Source organism: Rhizobium leucaenae USDA 9039 (assembly GCF_000426285.1).
Classification (GTDB): domain Bacteria; phylum Pseudomonadota; class Alphaproteobacteria; order Rhizobiales; family Rhizobiaceae; genus Rhizobium; species Rhizobium leucaenae.
Window position 1 is genome coordinate 178,964 of the sequence record NZ_AUFB01000011.1, and the last position, 17,133, is coordinate 196,096.

Genomic DNA, 17,133 nt, shown 5'->3' on the forward strand with positions numbered 1-17,133 from the left:
CGGTCTGTCCCCGCATTTCTGTCCTGATCGGCGCCTTAGAGCCGTTCCCGCTGTCCCGGGAACGGCTCTTTTCTTTTCCGAGGTATGCCCGGGGCGAGTGCAGGCAGGGCTGCCCGACTGTTCAAGCGAAATTACGAAACGAGAAAAAGATAGATCGGCACCAATGATTCCGGGGGACGCTGAACGATCCCGCCCGAAATCTGCCCCGATTTTCGCAAAGGTATTTGTGCCGATAAATATGCAAGCCGACGCATTCTTAACGGCTCATTAACCAGTATGGCGGCAATCATTTCACAGCGAGACTCATCAGGGGTCTTGAGCCGTGGCGGACGCGTCATCGACGATGGTTTCCAACGCGGAATGGAACCGAAGGCAAGAGCATGGCCCCTCCTCTGTCGTCAGCCTCTGTGATGGACGAACAGCCGCTGATATCGGGCGGTCTCGTTTACCGTCTGACAGCCGGCGTTGCCGTGCTCGCCGCCCTCACCGTTGCCATCACCATAGGTGGTCGCTGGCTCGGCGAAAAGATCTCCCTGGCCGGCCACACTGCCGATATCAAGCCAATTACGGTGACAATTGGCGAGGATACGCTGAGGCTTGCCGCCAACACCATCCGTTTTCCAAGCGAACGAGTAAGCGGCGTCGCAGAACGAGCCGATCTCTATCTCACCTGGCCGCAGATGCAGGGCTATAGCGACGCCGATCGCTTGCGCTTTGACGATATTTCCCAGGCCTCCTCGCTGATTTTCCTGCAGCTCAGCCAGAGCACGATGTCGCGCGACATGTCGGGCCGGCTGGAGCCGATCTATTCGCATCTGATGGAAGGCGACGCCTTCGCCGGTCCGCATGGGCTCACCGCCCACCGCCTGCGCGCCGACGCCGGCTATAATGGCGAAGTGCTTCTCACCGCGCCACGCGCTGGCGAGCCGGATTATGTCGTGCGCTGCATCCTGCCCTCTTCGCCGGATCAGGCGACCAGCGGCGATTGCCAGAGGGATATTAAGGTGGGCAAGGATCTCAGTGTGCTTTATCGTTTTTCCAGCCATCAGCTTGGTGACTGGCAGAGGATGGATGCTGCCGTCCAGAGCTTCATGAAGACGCGCCTTGTCGATGCGGCTGGCACGGCAGAATCTCCGTAAGTGACGACTAAAATGATGCCGAAACTTGAAACCAACTGTTCATCATAAACCGATTGGTAACGCTAAGCCCCTACTCTTCGAACCCAACGGGCGTTCATGGAGGCGGCGGCCGGATAATCGAGAACGTAAATGCAAGCAGAGAGTGAAGTAGTGTCCAGATCAATTTTTTCCGCATCCTCATCAAGCTCCGGCAAGTTTCTGGCGAGGGTGCTGTTCGGTTTTGCAATCACGACTGCGGCGGTGACGGTTACCGTGGACGTGTCTGATGCAGCCGGAGGCACGAAATACGCGGGCATCGTCATCGATGCGAACACGGGTAACGTTCTCTATAGCGAAAATGCGGATACGCTTCACTACCCCGCCTCGCTCACCAAGATGATGACGGTCTATCTAACCTTCGAGGCGCTTGAGGCCGGTCGCATCACGCTCGATACTCCCGTCGTCTTCTCGAAAAATGCAGCCTCGCAGGCTCCGACCAAGCTTGGCATCGGTACGGGCCGATCTGTGACCGTTCGGGAAGCTATCCTCGGCATCGTCACCAAATCCGCCAACGATGCGGCGATGGCGCTCGGCGAAATGCTGGGCGGCTCGGAAGACAATTTTGCTCGCATGATGAACAACAAGGCTCGTGCGCTTGGAATGACCCGCACGACCTATCGCAATCCGAACGGCTTGCCGAACACCGCGCAGATGACGACAGCGCGCGACCAAGCTCGCCTCGGCGTCGCCCTGCGCGAGCATTTCCCGCAATATTACGGTTTCTTCTCGCAGACGAGCTTTCGTCTCGGCAATAGAGTGATCCCGGGTCACAACCATCTGCTTGGCTCCGTGCGCGGTGTCGACGGCATCAAGACAGGTTACACGCGCGCTGCCGGATACAATCTCGCCACTTCGGTGAAGGTCGACGGCCGGTCGATCGTCGGTGTCGTGCTCGGTGGCGCTTCGACGCCCGCGCGCGATAACCAGATGCGCAAGCTGATCGCCACTTACCTGCCCCAAGCATCCACGAAGCACATTGCCTCCAATGTCGTCGCGCAGACGGCAGCGGAAGCGCCGAACGTCGAGGCTGCAAGCGCCCGCATGGCGGCTGCAGGTAGCGCGAAGATGAGCAAAGACGAGACTGCCGAATCCGATGACGACCAACAGCCGTCGAGCGCGGCCGCTTTTGCGGCAATAACGCCGAAGTCGAGCAATCCGCTGCTTGCAACCAAGCAGAAGCAACGCGCCGCATCCGATGAAGTCGCTTCCATCGAGCCGGCATCGGCGGTTCCGGATCAAGAGGACACGGATGAAGTCGACGCCGTCACGACGGCCTCCACCTCCAAATCGAATACCAAGATCATCAAGACCCAAAAGGTTGAGAAGGCGGAGAAGGCTGAAAAGCCTGAGAAAGTTGCCAAGGCGAGCAAGGCTGAGACCGACCCGACCGGCTGGGTCGTCCAGATCGGCGTTTCCTCCAGCAAGGACGGCGCCAGCGATTTGCTCGATACCGCCAAGAGCAAGGGCGGCAAGGCGTTGCGCTCAGCCAAGCCTTATACGCTTGCCTTTGATGGCGGCTACCGCGCCCGTTTCGGCGGCTTCGAGGACCAGAATGCGGCTGTCAACGCCTGCAAGGTTCTCAAGAAAGCCGGCGTGAAGTGCTGGGCGAGCTTGGAATAGGGATGCGACACGGTTTCCGTGCCGCATCCTTCAAAAATCTACCGGACGCCGTTGTGACATCCGGTTCTTCCGGCTCCTGATGACCATGGGACCGGCCCTGAGTTTGTAATGTGTTGCGGGGATGTGAAAATGGCGGTGAACGAGAACTTTCCGGGTTTCTCGCTCGATGGCGGGGGAAAGACGAAATCGAAGAGCTTTGCTCTTCATCCGCTGCATGAGGCAGCCATGCGGTTGGCCGATCTCGGCCTCAGCCGTTCACGTTCGCGCAATAAAACGAAGGATCTGATCGGCATCCTGCTGTGCCACGGCGCCCGCGCCTGGCGCTATTCTCAGCCTGAGGCCCATATCCACCTGCACATCACTGCGCCGAATGGCCAAGCACCAGTGTTGATGCGGCTGCGCTGAAGCAATTCCAGGAAAAGTCTTAAGCGGTTCCGGAACTGCAAAGAGATCGAGCGGTTCTCGGTTCCTTGAAAAGCTGAATCGCTCTACAGCAGTCCGAGTTCCGAAAGTTCCCGCCTGAGATCGGCAGGCAGTTCGGCAACGCCGCCAAGGCTGTCGAGATCACGCGGCACATCCTCTTGCGGCAGATATCGCCAGCCCTGAAAGGCGCGGCGCGGCTGGCCGGCGGTCTCGACGACGCTTGGATCGAGGATGAGCCGGCAACGCTGGATGCCGTCGGCGTCAGTGAAAGTCTCAATACCGAGCAATTTCTGTCGAGCCTGCACCTGCCCCTTGATCACCCAATAGAGCGAGCCGCCATCCAGCAGCTCTTCCATACGCTTCGGCACCATCCGGGTCGTATGGGTAGTGTGCGGCTCCAGACCGGCAGCGATGGCGCTCATTGCCCGCTCGGAAACCCATTCGCGCAGGTCCTCAAGCGAGTCGGCGCCGACGCACAATTTAATGAGATGCAAAGCCATGCCGCCCGTTGAAATCCTTTTAGCAGGCAGCGTCAAGCTTTTAGAGTGAGGCTTCCACACTCAACACTCGACGACATTCACCGCGAGGCCGCCCGTCGACGTTTCCTTGTATTTCTCGCTCATGTCGTAGCCGGTCTGGCGCATGGTTTCGATGCAGGCATCGAGCGGCACGAAATGCTGGCCGTCGCCTTTGATGGCGAGCGATGCGGCCGTCACGGCCTTGACTGCGCCGAGCGCATTGCGCTCGATGCAGGGCACCTGCACGAGACCGGCGATGGGGTCGCAGGTCATGCCGAGATGGTGTTCCAGCGCAATCTCGGCGGCGTTTTCGATCTGCTCGGGCGTCGCGCCCATCACGGCGGCAAGACCTGCGGCCGCCATCGCGGCCGCCGAGCCCACCTCGCCTTGACAGCCGACTTCCGCGCCGGAGATCGAGGCATTATGCTTGATGATGCCGCCGACGGCCGCCGCGGTCAGCAGATAGTTGCGGATGCCGTCCTGGTCCCAATCCTCATGGAAATGCTGATAGTAGCGGATCGTTGCCGGAATGACCCCGGCGGCGCCGTTGGTCGGCGCGGTGACCACGCGTCCGCCCGCGGCATTTTCCTCATTGACCGCCATGGCATAGACGCTCAGCCAATCATTGGCGAGCAGCGGATTGATGCGGTTGCTGCGCCATTCTTCCTGCAGCTTGTCATGGATGGCGCGCGCCCGGCGGCGCACCTTCAGGCCGCCCGGCATGATGCCCTCGACCTTCAAGCCGCGATCGATGCAACTATTCATCGCGCCCCAGATACGATCGAGCCCCGCGTCGAGTTCTTCGCTGCTCATGCGGGTCTCTTCGTTGGCGCGTTTCATCTGCGCGATCGAGAGGCCCGAGCGCTCGGCCATATCGAGCATCTGCTTGGCGGTGGCGAAGGGGAATGGAATTCGCTCGCCGGAGGAAGCCCTCTTCTTATCGGCGCGCATTTGCTCGAGCTCGGTGTCGGTAACGACGAAGCCGCCGCCGACGGAATAGTAGATGCGCTTGACGAGCAGGCGTTCATCCTTGTCGAAGGCGGAAAAGCTCATGCCATTGGCATGGCCCGGCAGCGGCACCTTCTTGTCGAAGATCAGGTCGGTTTTCGGTTGGAATTGATAGGCTGGATGGCCCGGCGGCGTGATGCGCCCGCTGCGCTCTACCTCGTCGATGATCGCGTCCATCCGGTCCGGGTCTACCGAATCGGGCCGCTCACCCATCAAACCGAGAATCACCGCCCTGCCCGTGCCATGCCCGATGCCGGTATGAGCGAGCGAGCCGTGCAGGCTGACCTTGATCGAATCCACATGCACATTCGATGAAGGCCGTGGCCACTCGTTCGAAAGAATGAGATCCAGAAAACGATTGGCGGCCGACATCGGACCCATCGTGTGCGAACTGGAAGGCCCAACGCCGATCTTGAAAACATCGAAAACTGAAAGAAACATGGACCTTTGGTGCCTCCCCGGCAAATCACGCAATGGCAAGGCTACGCCATTGGGCCAAGCCTGCACGGCGATCGTCCGACATCGGATTTCATGCCTGCGACATTACATGTAGGCATGATGCGGCGCAAACATAAGGCCATTGCGCCCGAATGGACGTACGCTACAGTCGCCGACAGATGGACTCGGAGAATCTGCCTTTATGACGACCGCTGACTATGTCGCCCTCGCCCTCTTCGTTCTTCTCTGGGCCGCGCACAACTGGATCATCGGTAGCGCCCGCTTTTTCAACCGGACGAGCCTGACGCTGGCAATGAATGAGCGCCGGCGCGAATGGATCTATAATTCGCTGCGGCGCGACCTGAAGATGATCGACACGCAGATCCTGTCCGGCCTGCAGAACGGCACCGGTTTCTTCGCCTCTACGTCGATCTTCGCCATTGGTAGCTGCTTCGCCCTGCTCGGTGCAACGGACAAGGTCAACGCCTTCTTCTCCGACCTGCCCTTCGTCTTCAATAGCGGCCGCACCGCCTTCGAAATCAAGGTGGCGGGACTTGCCTGCCTGTTTGGCTATGCTTTCTTCAAATTCGGCTGGGCCTATCGCCTGTTCAACTATTGCACCATCCTCTTTGGCTCCTTGCCGATGCTGGCAGAGGCCGAGCTCAATCCCGCGCGGGCGGAACGCGCCGCAGAGCGGGTGATCCGCATGAACGTCATCGCCGCGCGCAACTTCAATGCGGGTCTGAGAGCGATCTTTCTGTCGATCGGTTATCTCGGCTGGTTCCTCAGCCCCTATGTCTTTATCGTCACGACTGTCTTCATCATCATCGTCCTGATCCGCAGGCAGTTTTTTTCCGACGCGCGTCTGGCCATCATGGATATCGATGTGCCATGACATCGGCATGCCGGCGGCAAGCAAGTCGGCGCAGACGATTTGAATTCACGCCTGGAAGGACCGCCAATGGCCGTTATCGCCGAGAGCATCGATGCGCCGCAGAAATTGCCCCGCATCGGCATTCTGGACACGGCCCGCGGCGTCGCACTTCTGGCGATGGCGAGCTATCATTGCACCTGGGATTTCGAGTTCTTCGGCTATCTTGACGCGGGCACGGCGGAGACCGGCTGGCTGAAAATTTACGCCCGCGTCATTGCCAGCACCTTCTTGTTTCTCGCCGGCTTCAGCCTCGTGCTTGCCAACACACCCGAAATCCGCTGGCGGCCTTATTTCAAGCGCCTCGGCGTGATCGTGGCTGCCGCCGTAGCAATCTCCATCGTCACCTTCATCGGCATGCGTGACGAGTGGATCTTCTTTGGCATCCTTCACAGCATCGCCGCCGCCAGCATCATTGGCCTGCTCTTCTTGCGCTTGCCGGCTTTCGCAACGCTGCTGATCGCCGTGCTGCTTGGCGCTGGCATTGTCGTCGACAACATCATCGCACCGTTTTCGCTGCATTCCGCTGTCTTCGATGCGCCCTGGCTCTGGTGGATCGGCTTGTCGGAGAACCTGCCGCGTTCGAACGACTACGTACCGGTCTTCCCCTGGCTGACGCCATTCCTCTTTGGGCTGGGTATCGCGCAACTGGCCATATCCTTCGGATGGCTTCGGTCATTGGCAAAGCTTGGCCCCGGCCACAATCTGGTTGCCCGCATCGGCCGCCATAGCCTGATCTTCTACCTTGTCCACCAGCCAGTGCTCTTCGGTCTCGTCTATCTTCTTTCGGCGGTCGCGGCCGCACCAAAGCCTGATCCCACGCTCACCTATCTCAAGCAATGCCAGGCGTCATGCATACGGTCCGGCAGCGAAACCATGTGCCGCAGCTTCTGCCAGTGCACGCTTGATAAATTGCAGGCGCAAAACCTCTTTTCACCCCTGGAATCCGGGGCAATCAAAGCAGATAGCGATGAACGAATAAACCGAATCGCATTACAGTGCTCGGAGCAGGCGCAATGACAGGGTTATTCTATGAATGCCTATCGTTCCAAGTCGCTGAGTTTTCCATGGCCGCCTTTAATTTATAGTCTTACAATTGTCGCGGCACTCTACTTGAATAAGGATTATCCCGTGCGGCTGCCCTATCCAGGGGCCATCGCTGCTTGGGGCATTGGCGCACTTTTGACGATTGCCGCGATCACACTGAATGTCTGGGCGGTGAAGACGCTGTTCGAAAGCCGCACGACCGTGTTGACACAGCGCTGCACGGTGCATCTGGTGACCAAAGGCCCGTTCCGCTTCACCCGCAACCCAACCTATCTCGGATACACGCTCCTGACCGCGGGCCTCGGCCTGATGATCGGCAATCTCTGGTTCGTTGCCATGGCCGCCGTGGCGGCGGCGCTGACCACACCGCTAGTCATCCGCTGCGAGGAGATGCACCTGCTCTCCCGCTTCGGCTGTGAATTCGAGTTTTACTGCAAGCGTACGCGGCGGTGGATCTGAAAGCGGGAGGTGCCCGCAGTCGTTACTTATCGGTGTTCAGCGAGGAGTAAAATCCGACCGATCTTTGTTCTCTTACGTTGCACGAGGTCCATCGCAACTGAATTATTTTCACCGGCATAAAGATCGAATTCACGAACTTTTTTCCCATCAGAAACTCCTTCCAGCCGGGTCGATGTTTTCCAGGTCAGAAAAGAGCAGCCGAGGTCGCCGCACTGGACGCTGATGTCACCCGCCAAATATCGATTCGAATCGATGGTAATGCTTAGCTGAATGTGAGTGTCCTGATTCTCGATGAGCTGGCAGCGAACATGAATTTGGCAATTGAATTGGCCATAGATCGCATCCTTGCCGTCCAGAAAAAGGGCATAGGCAACTGGGATATCGGCATTGTCCTTACCGGCCGCTTGAGTACTCCCGACATTGAACGGAACGAGCGCGATCCCTATCGCGAAGACGACGCTAAACCTTGCCGCCATACGCCATAACCCTCTGGTGAATGCTCGGTTTCTACAAAACATTCTCGTTAGAATTGTGGCGGCGATGATGCGCCTTATGCTTTGACGGTAGCGATCACGTCCCTACGCCAATCTCAGCCAGGCGGCCAAGACAGGCTTCTTCGACATTGTCGAGTTCGGTCAGCGTGTCTTCGATATCCTTGCGCTTCTGGCGCAGCTCCTCGCGTTTTTCGTCGACGCGCTTCATCAGGAGCTTCAACTGACCGATTTCGCCTGGCGGTTCCTTGTAGACCTGAATGATCTCGCGGATTTCGGCGATGGTAAAGCCGATGCGGCGGCCACGCAGGATTTCCTGGATCAGGCGGCGATCGGCCGGCCGGAACAAGCGCGTGCGGCCCCTGCGCTCCGGATGGATAAGCCCCTCGTCCTCGTAGAAACGCAGTGTGCGGGTGGAGACCCCGAATTCCCGCGTCAGCTCCGTTATGCTATAATACCTGTCCAACAAATAGTCCGCCTCTCTCGTATAGAGCTCATAATATTGACTTTTACGTAATAGTCAATTTCTGCAGGAGGCGGCAGACTTTCGAATTTCAGAAAATACGCTGAATTCAAAGGACTAGCGGCCCTAGTGAATGGAAAACCACCAGGTTGCCAGACCGAGGAACGAAAAATATCCCGTACAATCCGTAACCGTGGTGACGAATGCCGACGAGGCAATGGCCGGGTCGGCGCCGAATCGGTGCAGCACCAAGGGCAGTAGGATACCGCCAAGGGCGGCCGCGACGAGATTGATGATCATCGCCGCGCCGATGACGATGCCGAGCTGAAAATCATGGAACCAGAAGGTGGCGATCGCTCCCATGATAATCGCAAAGAGGATGCCGTTAAGAAAGCCGACGCCCGCCTCCCTGCGGATGACTCGGAAGGCATTGTAGATGTCGAGATCGCCTGTCGCGAGCGCGCGCACCGTGACCGTCATCGTCTGCGTGCCCGCATTGCCGCCCATCGAAGCGACGATCGGCATTAGCACGGCAAGCGCAACCATTTTCTCGATTGCGCCGTCGAAGACATTGATAATACTGGAAGCGAGGATCGCCGTGATCAGATTGACCGCCAGCCAGACAAAGCGTGAGCGCACCGTAGAGGTGATGTTGTCGGACAGTTCTTCGTCGCCGACACCGCCGAGACGCTTGATGTCTTCGTCCGCCTCTTCATGGATGACGTCGACCACGTCGTCGATGGTCAATACGCCGACGAGGCGGTCGTTTTCGTCGACGACGGCAGCAGACAGCAGGTCATATTGTTCGAAGACCTGCGCGGCCTCTTCCTGGTCCATCACGGCCGGAATCGGATGCGAGGTCTCGCGCATGATGCTCTCGACCTTCGTTTGCCGCTTGGTCCGCAAGATGCGGTCGAGATCGACGCTGCCCAGCAGCTTGAAAGTCGGGTCGATGACGAAAATCTGAGTGAAGGCTTCCGGCAGCTCTTCCTCGTCGCGCATATAGTCGATCGTCTGGCCGACAGTCCAGAATGGCGGCACGGCGACGAATTCCGTCTGCATGCGGCGGCCGGCTGAACTTTCTGGATAATCGAGGGCGCGCCGCAACCGTACGCGCTCGGTGAACGGCAGCTGCGACAGGATCTCGTCGCGGTCTTCCTGATCCAGGTCTTCGAGAATGTAGACGGCATCATCCGAATCGAGCTCGCCGATGCCGGCGGCGATCTGATCGTTCGGCAACTGGTCGACGATCTCCATTCGGATCGTGTCGTCCACCTGCGTCAGCGCCGTCATATCGAAGTCGTCGCCGAGCAATTGCACCAGCGCCAGACGTTGATCGGCAGGCAACGATTCCAGAAGGTCGCCGAGTTCCGATTCGTGCAGCCGGACGACATTCTGTTGCAGGAACGGAATATCGCGCCGCTCGATGGCGTCGCTGACCTCGGTTAGGAAATCAGAGCGGACGACCCCATCCTCGTCGTAGATGTCGGGATTGGTTTTCGCGGAGGCGTTGTGAACGCGTTCGTCTTCGTCCGTCGTCGTCATTTGCCGCCTCCCATCCTGCTTCTGCTCTTGGAGAATGACGGCAAAAAGCTGATTGTCAACAATCGGATAGGCGGGAAAGCTAACAATTTATGTCGCGTCTGTAAGACGATGGCGCTGGCGGCCTCTTGCCCCTATCTTTAGGCTGCGAACATGTCGTCCCGTTAACAGAGAGAGCCGTGTCAGTCCGTCCTATCATCCGCTTCCCCGACCCGTTGTTGAAAACAGCCTGTGCTCCCGTCACCGCCTTCGATGACGGTTTACGCGGGCTTGCTGCCGATCTCCTGGACACCATGCGCGCCGCTCCCGGCGTCGGAATCACCGCCGCGCATATCGGCGTGCTCCAGCGCGTCACCGTGATCGAACTCAGCCGCAAGGAAGGCGTGCGCACCTATGTCAATCCGGAGATCACCTGGTTTTCCGAGGAGACGATGCGGCATGTGGAGGGCAGCGTCTCCATGCCCGGTTTCACAGACGAGATCGTCAGGCCGAAAGCGATCCGCTTTCGCTATCAGGACATTGATGGTCAGGCACACGAGGCCGAAGCCGAAGGCTTTCTCGCCGTCTGCATCCAGCATGAGGTCGACCAGCTTGATGGCCTGTTCTGGCTGCAGCGGCTTTCGAAATTGAAACGCGACCGGCTGGTGAAGAAATGGGAAAAGGCGAAGGCCTGATCTGTCTTGCGTAAATGTCTGCGCATAAAAATGCGGGCGCCTTGAGGCGCCCGCCGATTGTCTGCGGGAAGCGGCAGATCAGCCCTTCAGCTTGGTGTTGCAGAGGCTGTAATAGCCACCGCCCTTCTGGATCCATTTCAGGCCATTCAGCGTGTTCTTGGCCTTGTTGTCGTTATAGGCGTCGACGCAGGTGTGGAAGCGGCCCTTTCCAGGCGTTTCGCTTGCGTATTTAGGATCGACGGCCTTCGGGAAGGTCACGCCGGCCGGCGCTGCGGTTGTAGCCTTCGGCGGCTCCTTAGCCGGCGGCTTGGTGGCATCAGGCTCATCGGCAGCCGCCGTCGTCTTGGCAGTGGCAGTGGTCTTTGCCGGCGCTGTAGTCGTCGGTGCTGTGGTGGCAGCGCTCGCATCGGCAGCGCACTGCGAAGCGCGGAAATCATTCCATGTCTGGCCGTTCAGGGTGCCGGCTTGCTTGGCAGCCTGATACTTGGTGCTGCACTCTTTCATGGTTAGCGCAGAAGCCGGCGATGAGAGGGCCATCGAGCCCACAACTGCAAGAGACGCAAAAGACATCAACAGGATGGCACGACTGGTCATTGGCAAATCCTCCGCTCTATGACGAATGTCGAAACTATTAATCATCCCCGCCCCTTCGGTTGTCAATTGACGCACGAGTCGTGGGCGAGCAACGACACCATATGGGGAAGAACATGAACGGCAACTGTACGGAAATGGCTATCGGGAAGAGTATCTTCTTCTGAGACACAACTTTCAAAGGAAAGCGTCAAACCGATCGCCAGAAAGCAAAAAACCCGCCGAAGCGGGTTTTCTTGGTGCGGTCGAGAAGACTCGAACTTCCACGGGTTGCCCCACAGCGACCTCAACGCTGCGCGTCTACCAATTCCGCCACGACCGCATCGTGGTAGGCCGGATTGCTCCGGCGCGGCTGCATGTAGCAAAAGCATTCGGGGGGCACAAGAGCGATGTGTCAGATTTTTTAACATTCCCACATAGCTCCCTTGAGCACGCCTTTTGATTCACGGCATCGGTCCCGTAGATGTTTGAATTCCTGTCCAAATGGCTCCATATGTTGATAACCTATCGGCGCGCCAAATTTTGAAGAGAGCTGTCTGCCGAACAGGCGCAAAGGACTGGCTGATGCTACGCACCGATCTCCAACATCAAATGCTTCCGCTTGCCGGCTCGCCGCCCGTACGCTGGCGTATCGCCGACGGTCTCGTGCCCTATGACGAAGCGGTGGCGACCATGGAGAAGGAGGTGGCAGCGATCGGTGAAGGTCTAGCGCCGGAGCTCGTCTGGCTGGTCGAGCATCCGCCTTTATATACTGCGGGCACCAGTGCCAATGCCGCCGATCTCATCGAGCCCGACCGTTTTCCGGTCTTCGCCACCGGCCGCGGCGGCGAATATACCTATCACGGCCCCGGCCAGCGCGTCGCCTATGTCATGCTGGATCTGAAGCGCCGGCGCCAGGATATCCGCGCCTTTGTCGCTGCGTTGGAAGAAGTCATCATCCGGACCCTTGATTCGATGAATGTCCGCGGCGAGCGGCGCGAGGATCGCGTCGGCGTATGGGTGCGCCGTCCGGAGAAGCCGCTGCTGCCGGATGGGACCATGGCCGAAGACAAGATCGCCGCCCTCGGAATCCGTGTGCGCAAATGGGTGACTTTTCACGGCCTGTCGCTGAACGTCGATCCCGATCTCGGCCATTTCTCAGGCATCGTGCCCTGCGGAATCTCCGCCTATGGAGTGACCAGCCTCGTCGACCTCGGCCTGCCGGTGATGATGGCGGATGTGGATATCCGCCTGCGCGAGGCTTTCGAGCAGATATTCGGCGAAACCGCCAATGAGCCTTAATGAGGCTTAGTGCGCCACGTCCTTGCTGACATTGCGCAGCCGGATTTGATGGTCGAGCCTCTCGATCTGCCGGGTCGTTGTCTCGATGAGCTGGCCGATTTCCTGATGTGCGGAGCGCAGACGCGAAAGTTCGATCTTCACCGCTTCCAGGGCGCGTTGGTCACTGTCCTCTCCCGGTCCATCGCCAGTGCCGGTCATCAGCCAGCTCGGTGAAACGCCGAACATGGCCGCCATTTTGACCAGAACGGATGGTTGCGGTTCCGAGCGGTCCGATTCCCAGGCGATCATCGTCTCCCGCCGGACGCCCAGTTGGCTTGCCAGCGATTCGAGGCTGATGCCGGCGGCGTCCCGCGCCATGGAAAGGCGCCCGCCCAGAGTATCGTCGCCTTCATCCGAAAAAACGGTCGTCTCTTGTTCCGTCTTCAACATCGGTGCGATCCTTGTTTTGGTCACGCCGGTAAGTTTTTAAACGGCGCGCCCACTTTTTCTAACGGATTTACCAGACAGACATAGGTCTAGGGGCGTCATGCCACCACCGTGATATGGCCGAATTGGGAAAGTCCGGCATTTTTGCCTCCAATGGTGTGATGAATTGGCAACGGACGTTGGCGCCGCATCTTGATTGGATGAGGTTCCTGTGTTTGATGGCCCGTCATGTCCCAAATATCAGTCGTCTCCGCCCATCAGAATCCGCTGCAAGGCATGGCCATCATGGCCAGCGCCATGATCGTGCTGCCGGTAATGGATGCGATTGCGAAATATATGGCGACCTTCGAGGCGATGTCGCCGGGACAGGTGACGTTCTATCGCTTCTTCTTTCAGCTCGTCTGCACCCTGCCGCCGCTCTTCGCCGTCTTCGGATGGGCCGCGCTTTCGGCCAAGCGGCCTTGGATGAACCTGTTGCGGGGTGCGCTGCACGGCGCGGCAAGCCTGCTGTTCTTCGTGGCGGTGAAGTACATGCCGCTTGCCGATGTTTTCGCGATTTATTTCGTTGAGCCCTTCATCCTGACGGCTCTTTCGGCATTGTTTCTTGGCGACAAGGTCGGCTGGCGGCGCTGGCTGGCAATCGTCGTCGGCTTCGGCGGCGCGATGATCGTCATTCAGCCAAGCTTTGCGATTTTCGGCTGGAAAGCGCTGCTGCCGGTCGCCTGCGCCTTTCTCTATGCGCTTTATCTCTTTTTGAACCGCGCCGTCGGCGAGGCGGATTCGCCATTGACCATGCAGACGATGGCCGGCATCGGCGGCACGATCTTCATGGCCGCCGCGCTTTGGGTAGGAGCATCCGCTGGCGTTGCCGATTTCACACCGTCCCTGCCCGCTTCCTGGCTCGGTCTCGCATTGCTGGCTGATTCTCGGCTCCATCTCCGGCTACGCGCATATGTTGATCGTCCGCGCGTTCCGGCTGGCACCGCTGTCGCTGCTGGCGCCCTTTCAATATTTCGAGATCATCTCGGCAACCATTCTGGGCTATGCGCTGTTCGGAGATTTTCCGAATGTTTCCAAGTGGATCGGCATCCTGATCATCGTAGGATCGGGCCTCTTCATCATCTGGCGGGAGCGTGTTCAGTCGCGATCGATGAAATCGGCCTGAATACGCTGATCTTCCGCATGGACCGCCAACGCAATTTATGGCTAAAACGCTGACAGGACTATGCATTGGGCGGAGCTTCCATGTTCAAGAAAATCCTGATCGCCAATCGGGGCGAGATCGCCTGCCGCGTGATCAAGACGGCGCGCCGGATGGGGATCCTGACGGTGGCAGTCTATTCCGACGCCGACCGTGACGCCCTGCATGTCGAAATGGCTGACGAAGCCGTGCATATCGGTGCCGCCCCCGCGGCCGAAAGCTACCTCGTTGCCGAAAAGATCATCGCCGCCTGCAAGGAGACCGGCGCCGAAGCGGTGCACCCGGGCTATGGGTTCCTCTCCGAGCGTGCCTCCTTTTGCGAGGCACTGGAGAAGGAAGGCATCATCTTCATCGGTCCGAAGCCAAAGGCGATCAGGGCGATGGGTGACAAGATCGAATCGAAGAAATTCGCCAATGCCGCCGAGGTTTCCACCGTACCGGGCTATCTCGGCGTCATCGACGATGCCGATCATGCCGAAAAGATTGCGGCCGAGATTGGTTATCCCGTCATGATCAAGGCATCGGCGGGCGGCGGTGGCAAAGGCATGCGCATTGCCTGGAGTGCCGACGAAGTGCGCGACGGTTTCGAGCGCGCTCGCTCCGAGGCGAAAAGCTCCTTCGGCGACGACCGCGTCTTCATCGAGAAATTCGTGGTTGATCCCAGGCACATTGAAATCCAGGTGCTTGCGGATGCCCACGGCAATGTCGTCTATCTCGGCGAGCGTGAATGCTCGATCCAGCGCCGGAATCAGAAGGTTGCCGAAGAGGCGCCCTCGCCTTTCCTTGACGAGGCCACGCGCAGGGCCATGGGTGAACAGTCCGTCGCACTCGCCAAGGCGGTCGATTATCAGAGCGCCGGAACGGTCGAGTTCATCGTCGACCGCGACCGCAATTTCTATTTCCTCGAAATGAACACCCGCCTGCAGGTCGAGCATCCGGTTACGGAGCTAGTTACCGGCATCGATCTTGTCGAACAGATGATCCGGGTCGCTGCCGGCGAAGGGCTGCCTTTTGCCCAGGATGATATCAAGCTAAACGGCTGGGCGATCGAAAGCCGTCTCTATGCCGAAGACCCCTATCGGAATTTCCTGCCTTCGATCGGTCGGCTGACGCGCTATCGTCCGCCGCGCGAGGGCAAGAGCGGCAATACTGTCATCCGCAATGACACCGGCGTCTTCGAGGGCGCCGAAATCTCGATGTATTACGATCCGATGATCGCCAAGCTCTGCACCTGGGCGCCGACGCGGCTTGAAGCTGTCGAGGCCATGGGCGAAGCGCTGGACGGTTTCGTCGTCGACGGCATTGAACATAACGTGCCGTTCCTGTCGGCACTGATGAAACATCCGCGCTGGCGCGAAGGCCGCCTTTCCACGGGCTTTATCGGCGAGGAATATCCGGACGGTTTTGCGCCGATGACGCCGGACAAAAGCGAATCCGCCGTGCTTGCCGCCGTCGCACTCTCTTGTGGTCTTGTCGATGCCAATCGCCGCGAGCGCTATGCCGACAGGCTACGGCCGGCGGCGGGGCCGCTGCGCGAGGAGTGGGTGGTCAAGCTCGGTGCGGATTATGTTCCGGTGACGCTGCAGGACGGGCTTGTGACCATCCCATTCGAGATGGACATGCAGATCAACGGCGGGACTTTGGCGGTCGCGACCGATTGGCGCCCGGGCGATGCCGTCTGGGTCGGAACGGTCGGTGGGCGGAAGGTAACTGCTCAAATCCGTCCTTTCCTCAACGGCTTGCGCATCGATTGGCAGGGACTTTCGATCCGCGCCAAGGTCTTTACGCCGCGCCAGGCGGAACTTGACAAACTGATGCCGGTCAAACTGCCGCCGGATACGTCGAAGCTGCTGCTCTGCCCCATGCCCGGACTCGTCGTCGCTATCGCGGTTGCGCAGGGCCAGGAGGTCAAGGCCGGCGAAACACTGGCGATCGTCGAGGCGATGAAAATGGAGAACGTCCTGCGCGCCGAGCGCGACTTGATCGTCGGCAAGATCAATGCCAAGCCGGGCGAAAGCCTTGCAGTGGATGCCATCATCATGGAATTCGCTTAATTCGTATTCGCTACGAAACGCCTGATTTTTCGCTTGAGCCATCCGGCGCGGCCATGCCAATGTCGCGCTAACCAAATCATTAATTTAGAAGGGAGGACACAATGGACGTACGGGCCGCCGTAGCCGTTGCCGCCGGTAAACCGCTGGAAATCATGACTGTTCAGCTCGATGGCCCGAAGGCCGGCGAAGTGCTGATCGAGGTCAAGGCAACCGGTATTTGCCACACCGACGATTTCACCCTGTCGGGCGCCGACCCGGAGGGCCTGTTCCCGGCGATCCTCGGCCATGAGGGTGCCGGCATCGTCGTCGACGTTGGTCCCGGCGTCACCTCCTTGAAAAAGGGCGATCACGTCATTCCGCTCTACACGCCCGAATGCCGCGAATGCTATTCCTGCACCTCGCGCAAGACCAACCTCTGCACCTCGATCCGCGCCACGCAGGGCCAGGGCCTGATGCCGGACGGCACCTCGCGCTTCTCGATCGGCAAGGACAAGATCCACCACTACATGGGGTGTTCGACCTTCGCGAACTTCACCGTTCTGCCCGAGATCGCGCTGGCCAAGATCAATCCCGCCGCCCCCTTCGACAAGGTCTGCTACATCGGCTGCGGCGTGACGACGGGCATCGGCGCCGTCATCAACACCGCCAAGGTGGAGATCGGCTCGACGGCGATCGTCTTCGGCCTCGGCGGCATCGGCCTCAATGTGCTGCAGGGCCTGCGTCTTGCCGGCGCCGACATGATCATCGGTGTCGACATCAACCCGGACCGCAAGGCCTGGGGTGAGAAG

General features: G+C 59.1%; 17 protein-coding genes, 1 tRNA gene and 1 pseudogene. 11 read left to right on the plus strand and 8 right to left on the minus strand.

All coding sequences use genetic code 11. From position 1 onward, the window contains the following. The first annotated feature begins 380 nt into the window (after positions 1 to 380). From K290_RS0118265 to K290_RS0118275, 3 genes are all read left to right on the plus strand, one after another. On the plus strand, positions 381 to 1,139 hold the full coding sequence (locus K290_RS0118265; RefSeq protein ID WP_028753278.1) for a hypothetical protein: 759 nt from the start codon (positions 381 to 383) through the stop codon (positions 1,137 to 1,139). 129 nt (positions 1,140 to 1,268) lie between these two features. Beyond that, positions 1,269 to 2,798: a serine hydrolase gene (locus K290_RS0118270; protein ID WP_028753279.1), complete on the plus strand. Its 1,530-nt coding sequence runs from the start codon at positions 1,269 to 1,271 to the stop codon at positions 2,796 to 2,798. A 129-nt stretch (positions 2,799 to 2,927) separates the two neighbouring features. After that, positions 2,928 to 3,203, plus strand: a complete 276-nt coding sequence (locus K290_RS0118275) for a hypothetical protein (RefSeq protein WP_028753280.1) — start codon at positions 2,928 to 2,930, stop codon at positions 3,201 to 3,203. 83 nt (positions 3,204 to 3,286) lie between these two features. On the opposite strand, the gene K290_RS0118280 is transcribed toward K290_RS0118275, so the two are convergent. Beyond that, a complete protein-coding gene (locus K290_RS0118280; RefSeq protein WP_028753281.1) occupies positions 3,287 to 3,721 on the minus strand; it encodes a DUF1489 family protein in 435 nt (144 codons plus the stop codon). Between the two features lie 60 nt (positions 3,722 to 3,781). Further along, positions 3,782 to 5,188 carry an L-serine ammonia-lyase gene (locus tag K290_RS0118285; protein WP_028753282.1) on the minus strand — a complete coding sequence of 469 codons (1,407 nt, stop codon included), beginning with the start codon at positions 5,186 to 5,188 and terminating at the stop codon, positions 3,782 to 3,784. A gap of 199 nt (positions 5,189 to 5,387) precedes the next feature. Between K290_RS0118285 and K290_RS0118290 the strand changes: the two genes are divergently transcribed. The 3 genes from K290_RS0118290 (at position 5,388) to K290_RS0118300 (ending at position 7,622) form a co-directional block, all read left to right on the plus strand. Then, complete coding sequence (locus K290_RS0118290; protein WP_028753283.1) at positions 5,388 to 6,080, plus strand: DUF599 domain-containing protein; 693 nt, start codon at positions 5,388 to 5,390, stop codon at positions 6,078 to 6,080. Positions 6,081 to 6,146: 66 nt separating this feature from the next. After that, positions 6,147 to 7,136 (plus strand): heparan-alpha-glucosaminide N-acetyltransferase, encoded by a 990-nt coding sequence (locus tag K290_RS0118295; protein ID WP_028753284.1) that lies wholly within the window; start codon positions 6,147 to 6,149, stop codon positions 7,134 to 7,136. 12 nt (positions 7,137 to 7,148) lie between these two features. Then, positions 7,149 to 7,622: a methyltransferase gene (locus tag K290_RS0118300; protein WP_028753285.1), complete on the plus strand. Its 474-nt coding sequence runs from the start codon at positions 7,149 to 7,151 to the stop codon at positions 7,620 to 7,622. A gap of 26 nt (positions 7,623 to 7,648) precedes the next feature. On the opposite strand, the gene K290_RS0118305 is transcribed toward K290_RS0118300, so the two are convergent. The 3 genes from K290_RS0118305 to mgtE form a co-directional block, all read right to left on the minus strand. After that, a complete protein-coding gene (locus K290_RS0118305; RefSeq protein WP_028753286.1) occupies positions 7,649 to 8,098 on the minus strand; it encodes a hypothetical protein in 450 nt (149 codons plus the stop codon). Between the two features lie 94 nt (positions 8,099 to 8,192). Then, positions 8,193 to 8,579 (minus strand): MerR family transcriptional regulator, encoded by a 387-nt coding sequence (locus K290_RS0118310; RefSeq protein ID WP_028753287.1) that lies wholly within the window; start codon positions 8,577 to 8,579, stop codon positions 8,193 to 8,195. 123 nt (positions 8,580 to 8,702) lie between these two features. Beyond that, positions 8,703 to 10,121: a magnesium transporter gene (gene mgtE / locus K290_RS0118315; protein ID WP_028753288.1), complete on the minus strand. Its 1,419-nt coding sequence runs from the start codon at positions 10,119 to 10,121 to the stop codon at positions 8,703 to 8,705. A gap of 176 nt (positions 10,122 to 10,297) precedes the next feature. Between mgtE and K290_RS0118320 the strand changes: the two genes are divergently transcribed. Next, positions 10,298 to 10,792: a peptide deformylase gene (locus K290_RS0118320; protein WP_028753289.1), complete on the plus strand. Its 495-nt coding sequence runs from the start codon at positions 10,298 to 10,300 to the stop codon at positions 10,790 to 10,792. Between the two features lie 78 nt (positions 10,793 to 10,870). Here the strand turns inward: K290_RS0118320 and K290_RS0118325 are convergent, their stop codons facing one another. Continuing rightward, on the minus strand, positions 10,871 to 11,386 hold the full coding sequence (locus K290_RS0118325) for a hypothetical protein (RefSeq protein WP_028753290.1): 516 nt from the start codon (positions 11,384 to 11,386) through the stop codon (positions 10,871 to 10,873). A 234-nt stretch (positions 11,387 to 11,620) separates the two neighbouring features. Next, a tRNA-Leu gene (locus K290_RS0118330) sits at positions 11,621 to 11,705 on the minus strand. Between the two features lie 242 nt (positions 11,706 to 11,947). Here K290_RS0118330 and lipB point away from each other — a divergent pair. Next, the gene (gene lipB / locus K290_RS0118335; protein ID WP_028753291.1) at positions 11,948 to 12,664 is read left to right on the plus strand and encodes a lipoyl(octanoyl) transferase LipB; all 717 of its coding nucleotides are present in this window, start codon (positions 11,948 to 11,950) and stop codon (positions 12,662 to 12,664) included. Between the two features lie 6 nt (positions 12,665 to 12,670). Here lipB and K290_RS0118340 read toward each other — a convergent pair whose 3' ends face one another. Continuing rightward, the gene (locus K290_RS0118340) at positions 12,671 to 13,093 is read right to left on the minus strand and encodes a helix-turn-helix domain-containing protein (protein ID WP_028753292.1); all 423 of its coding nucleotides are present in this window, start codon (positions 13,091 to 13,093) and stop codon (positions 12,671 to 12,673) included. A gap of 282 nt (positions 13,094 to 13,375) precedes the next feature. Here K290_RS0118340 and K290_RS34495 point away from each other — a divergent pair. The 3 genes and pseudogenes from K290_RS34495 to K290_RS0118355 all read left to right on the plus strand — a co-directional run. Next, positions 13,376 to 14,255, plus strand: a pseudogene (locus tag K290_RS34495) (DMT family transporter). Between the two features lie 80 nt (positions 14,256 to 14,335). Then, on the plus strand, positions 14,336 to 16,345 hold the full coding sequence (locus K290_RS0118350; RefSeq protein WP_028753293.1) for an acetyl-CoA carboxylase biotin carboxylase subunit: 2,010 nt from the start codon (positions 14,336 to 14,338) through the stop codon (positions 16,343 to 16,345). 101 nt (positions 16,346 to 16,446) lie between these two features. After that, a partial coding sequence (locus tag K290_RS0118355) for an alcohol dehydrogenase catalytic domain-containing protein (protein WP_028753294.1) occupies positions 16,447 to 17,133 on the plus strand: 687 nt, incomplete at its 3' end.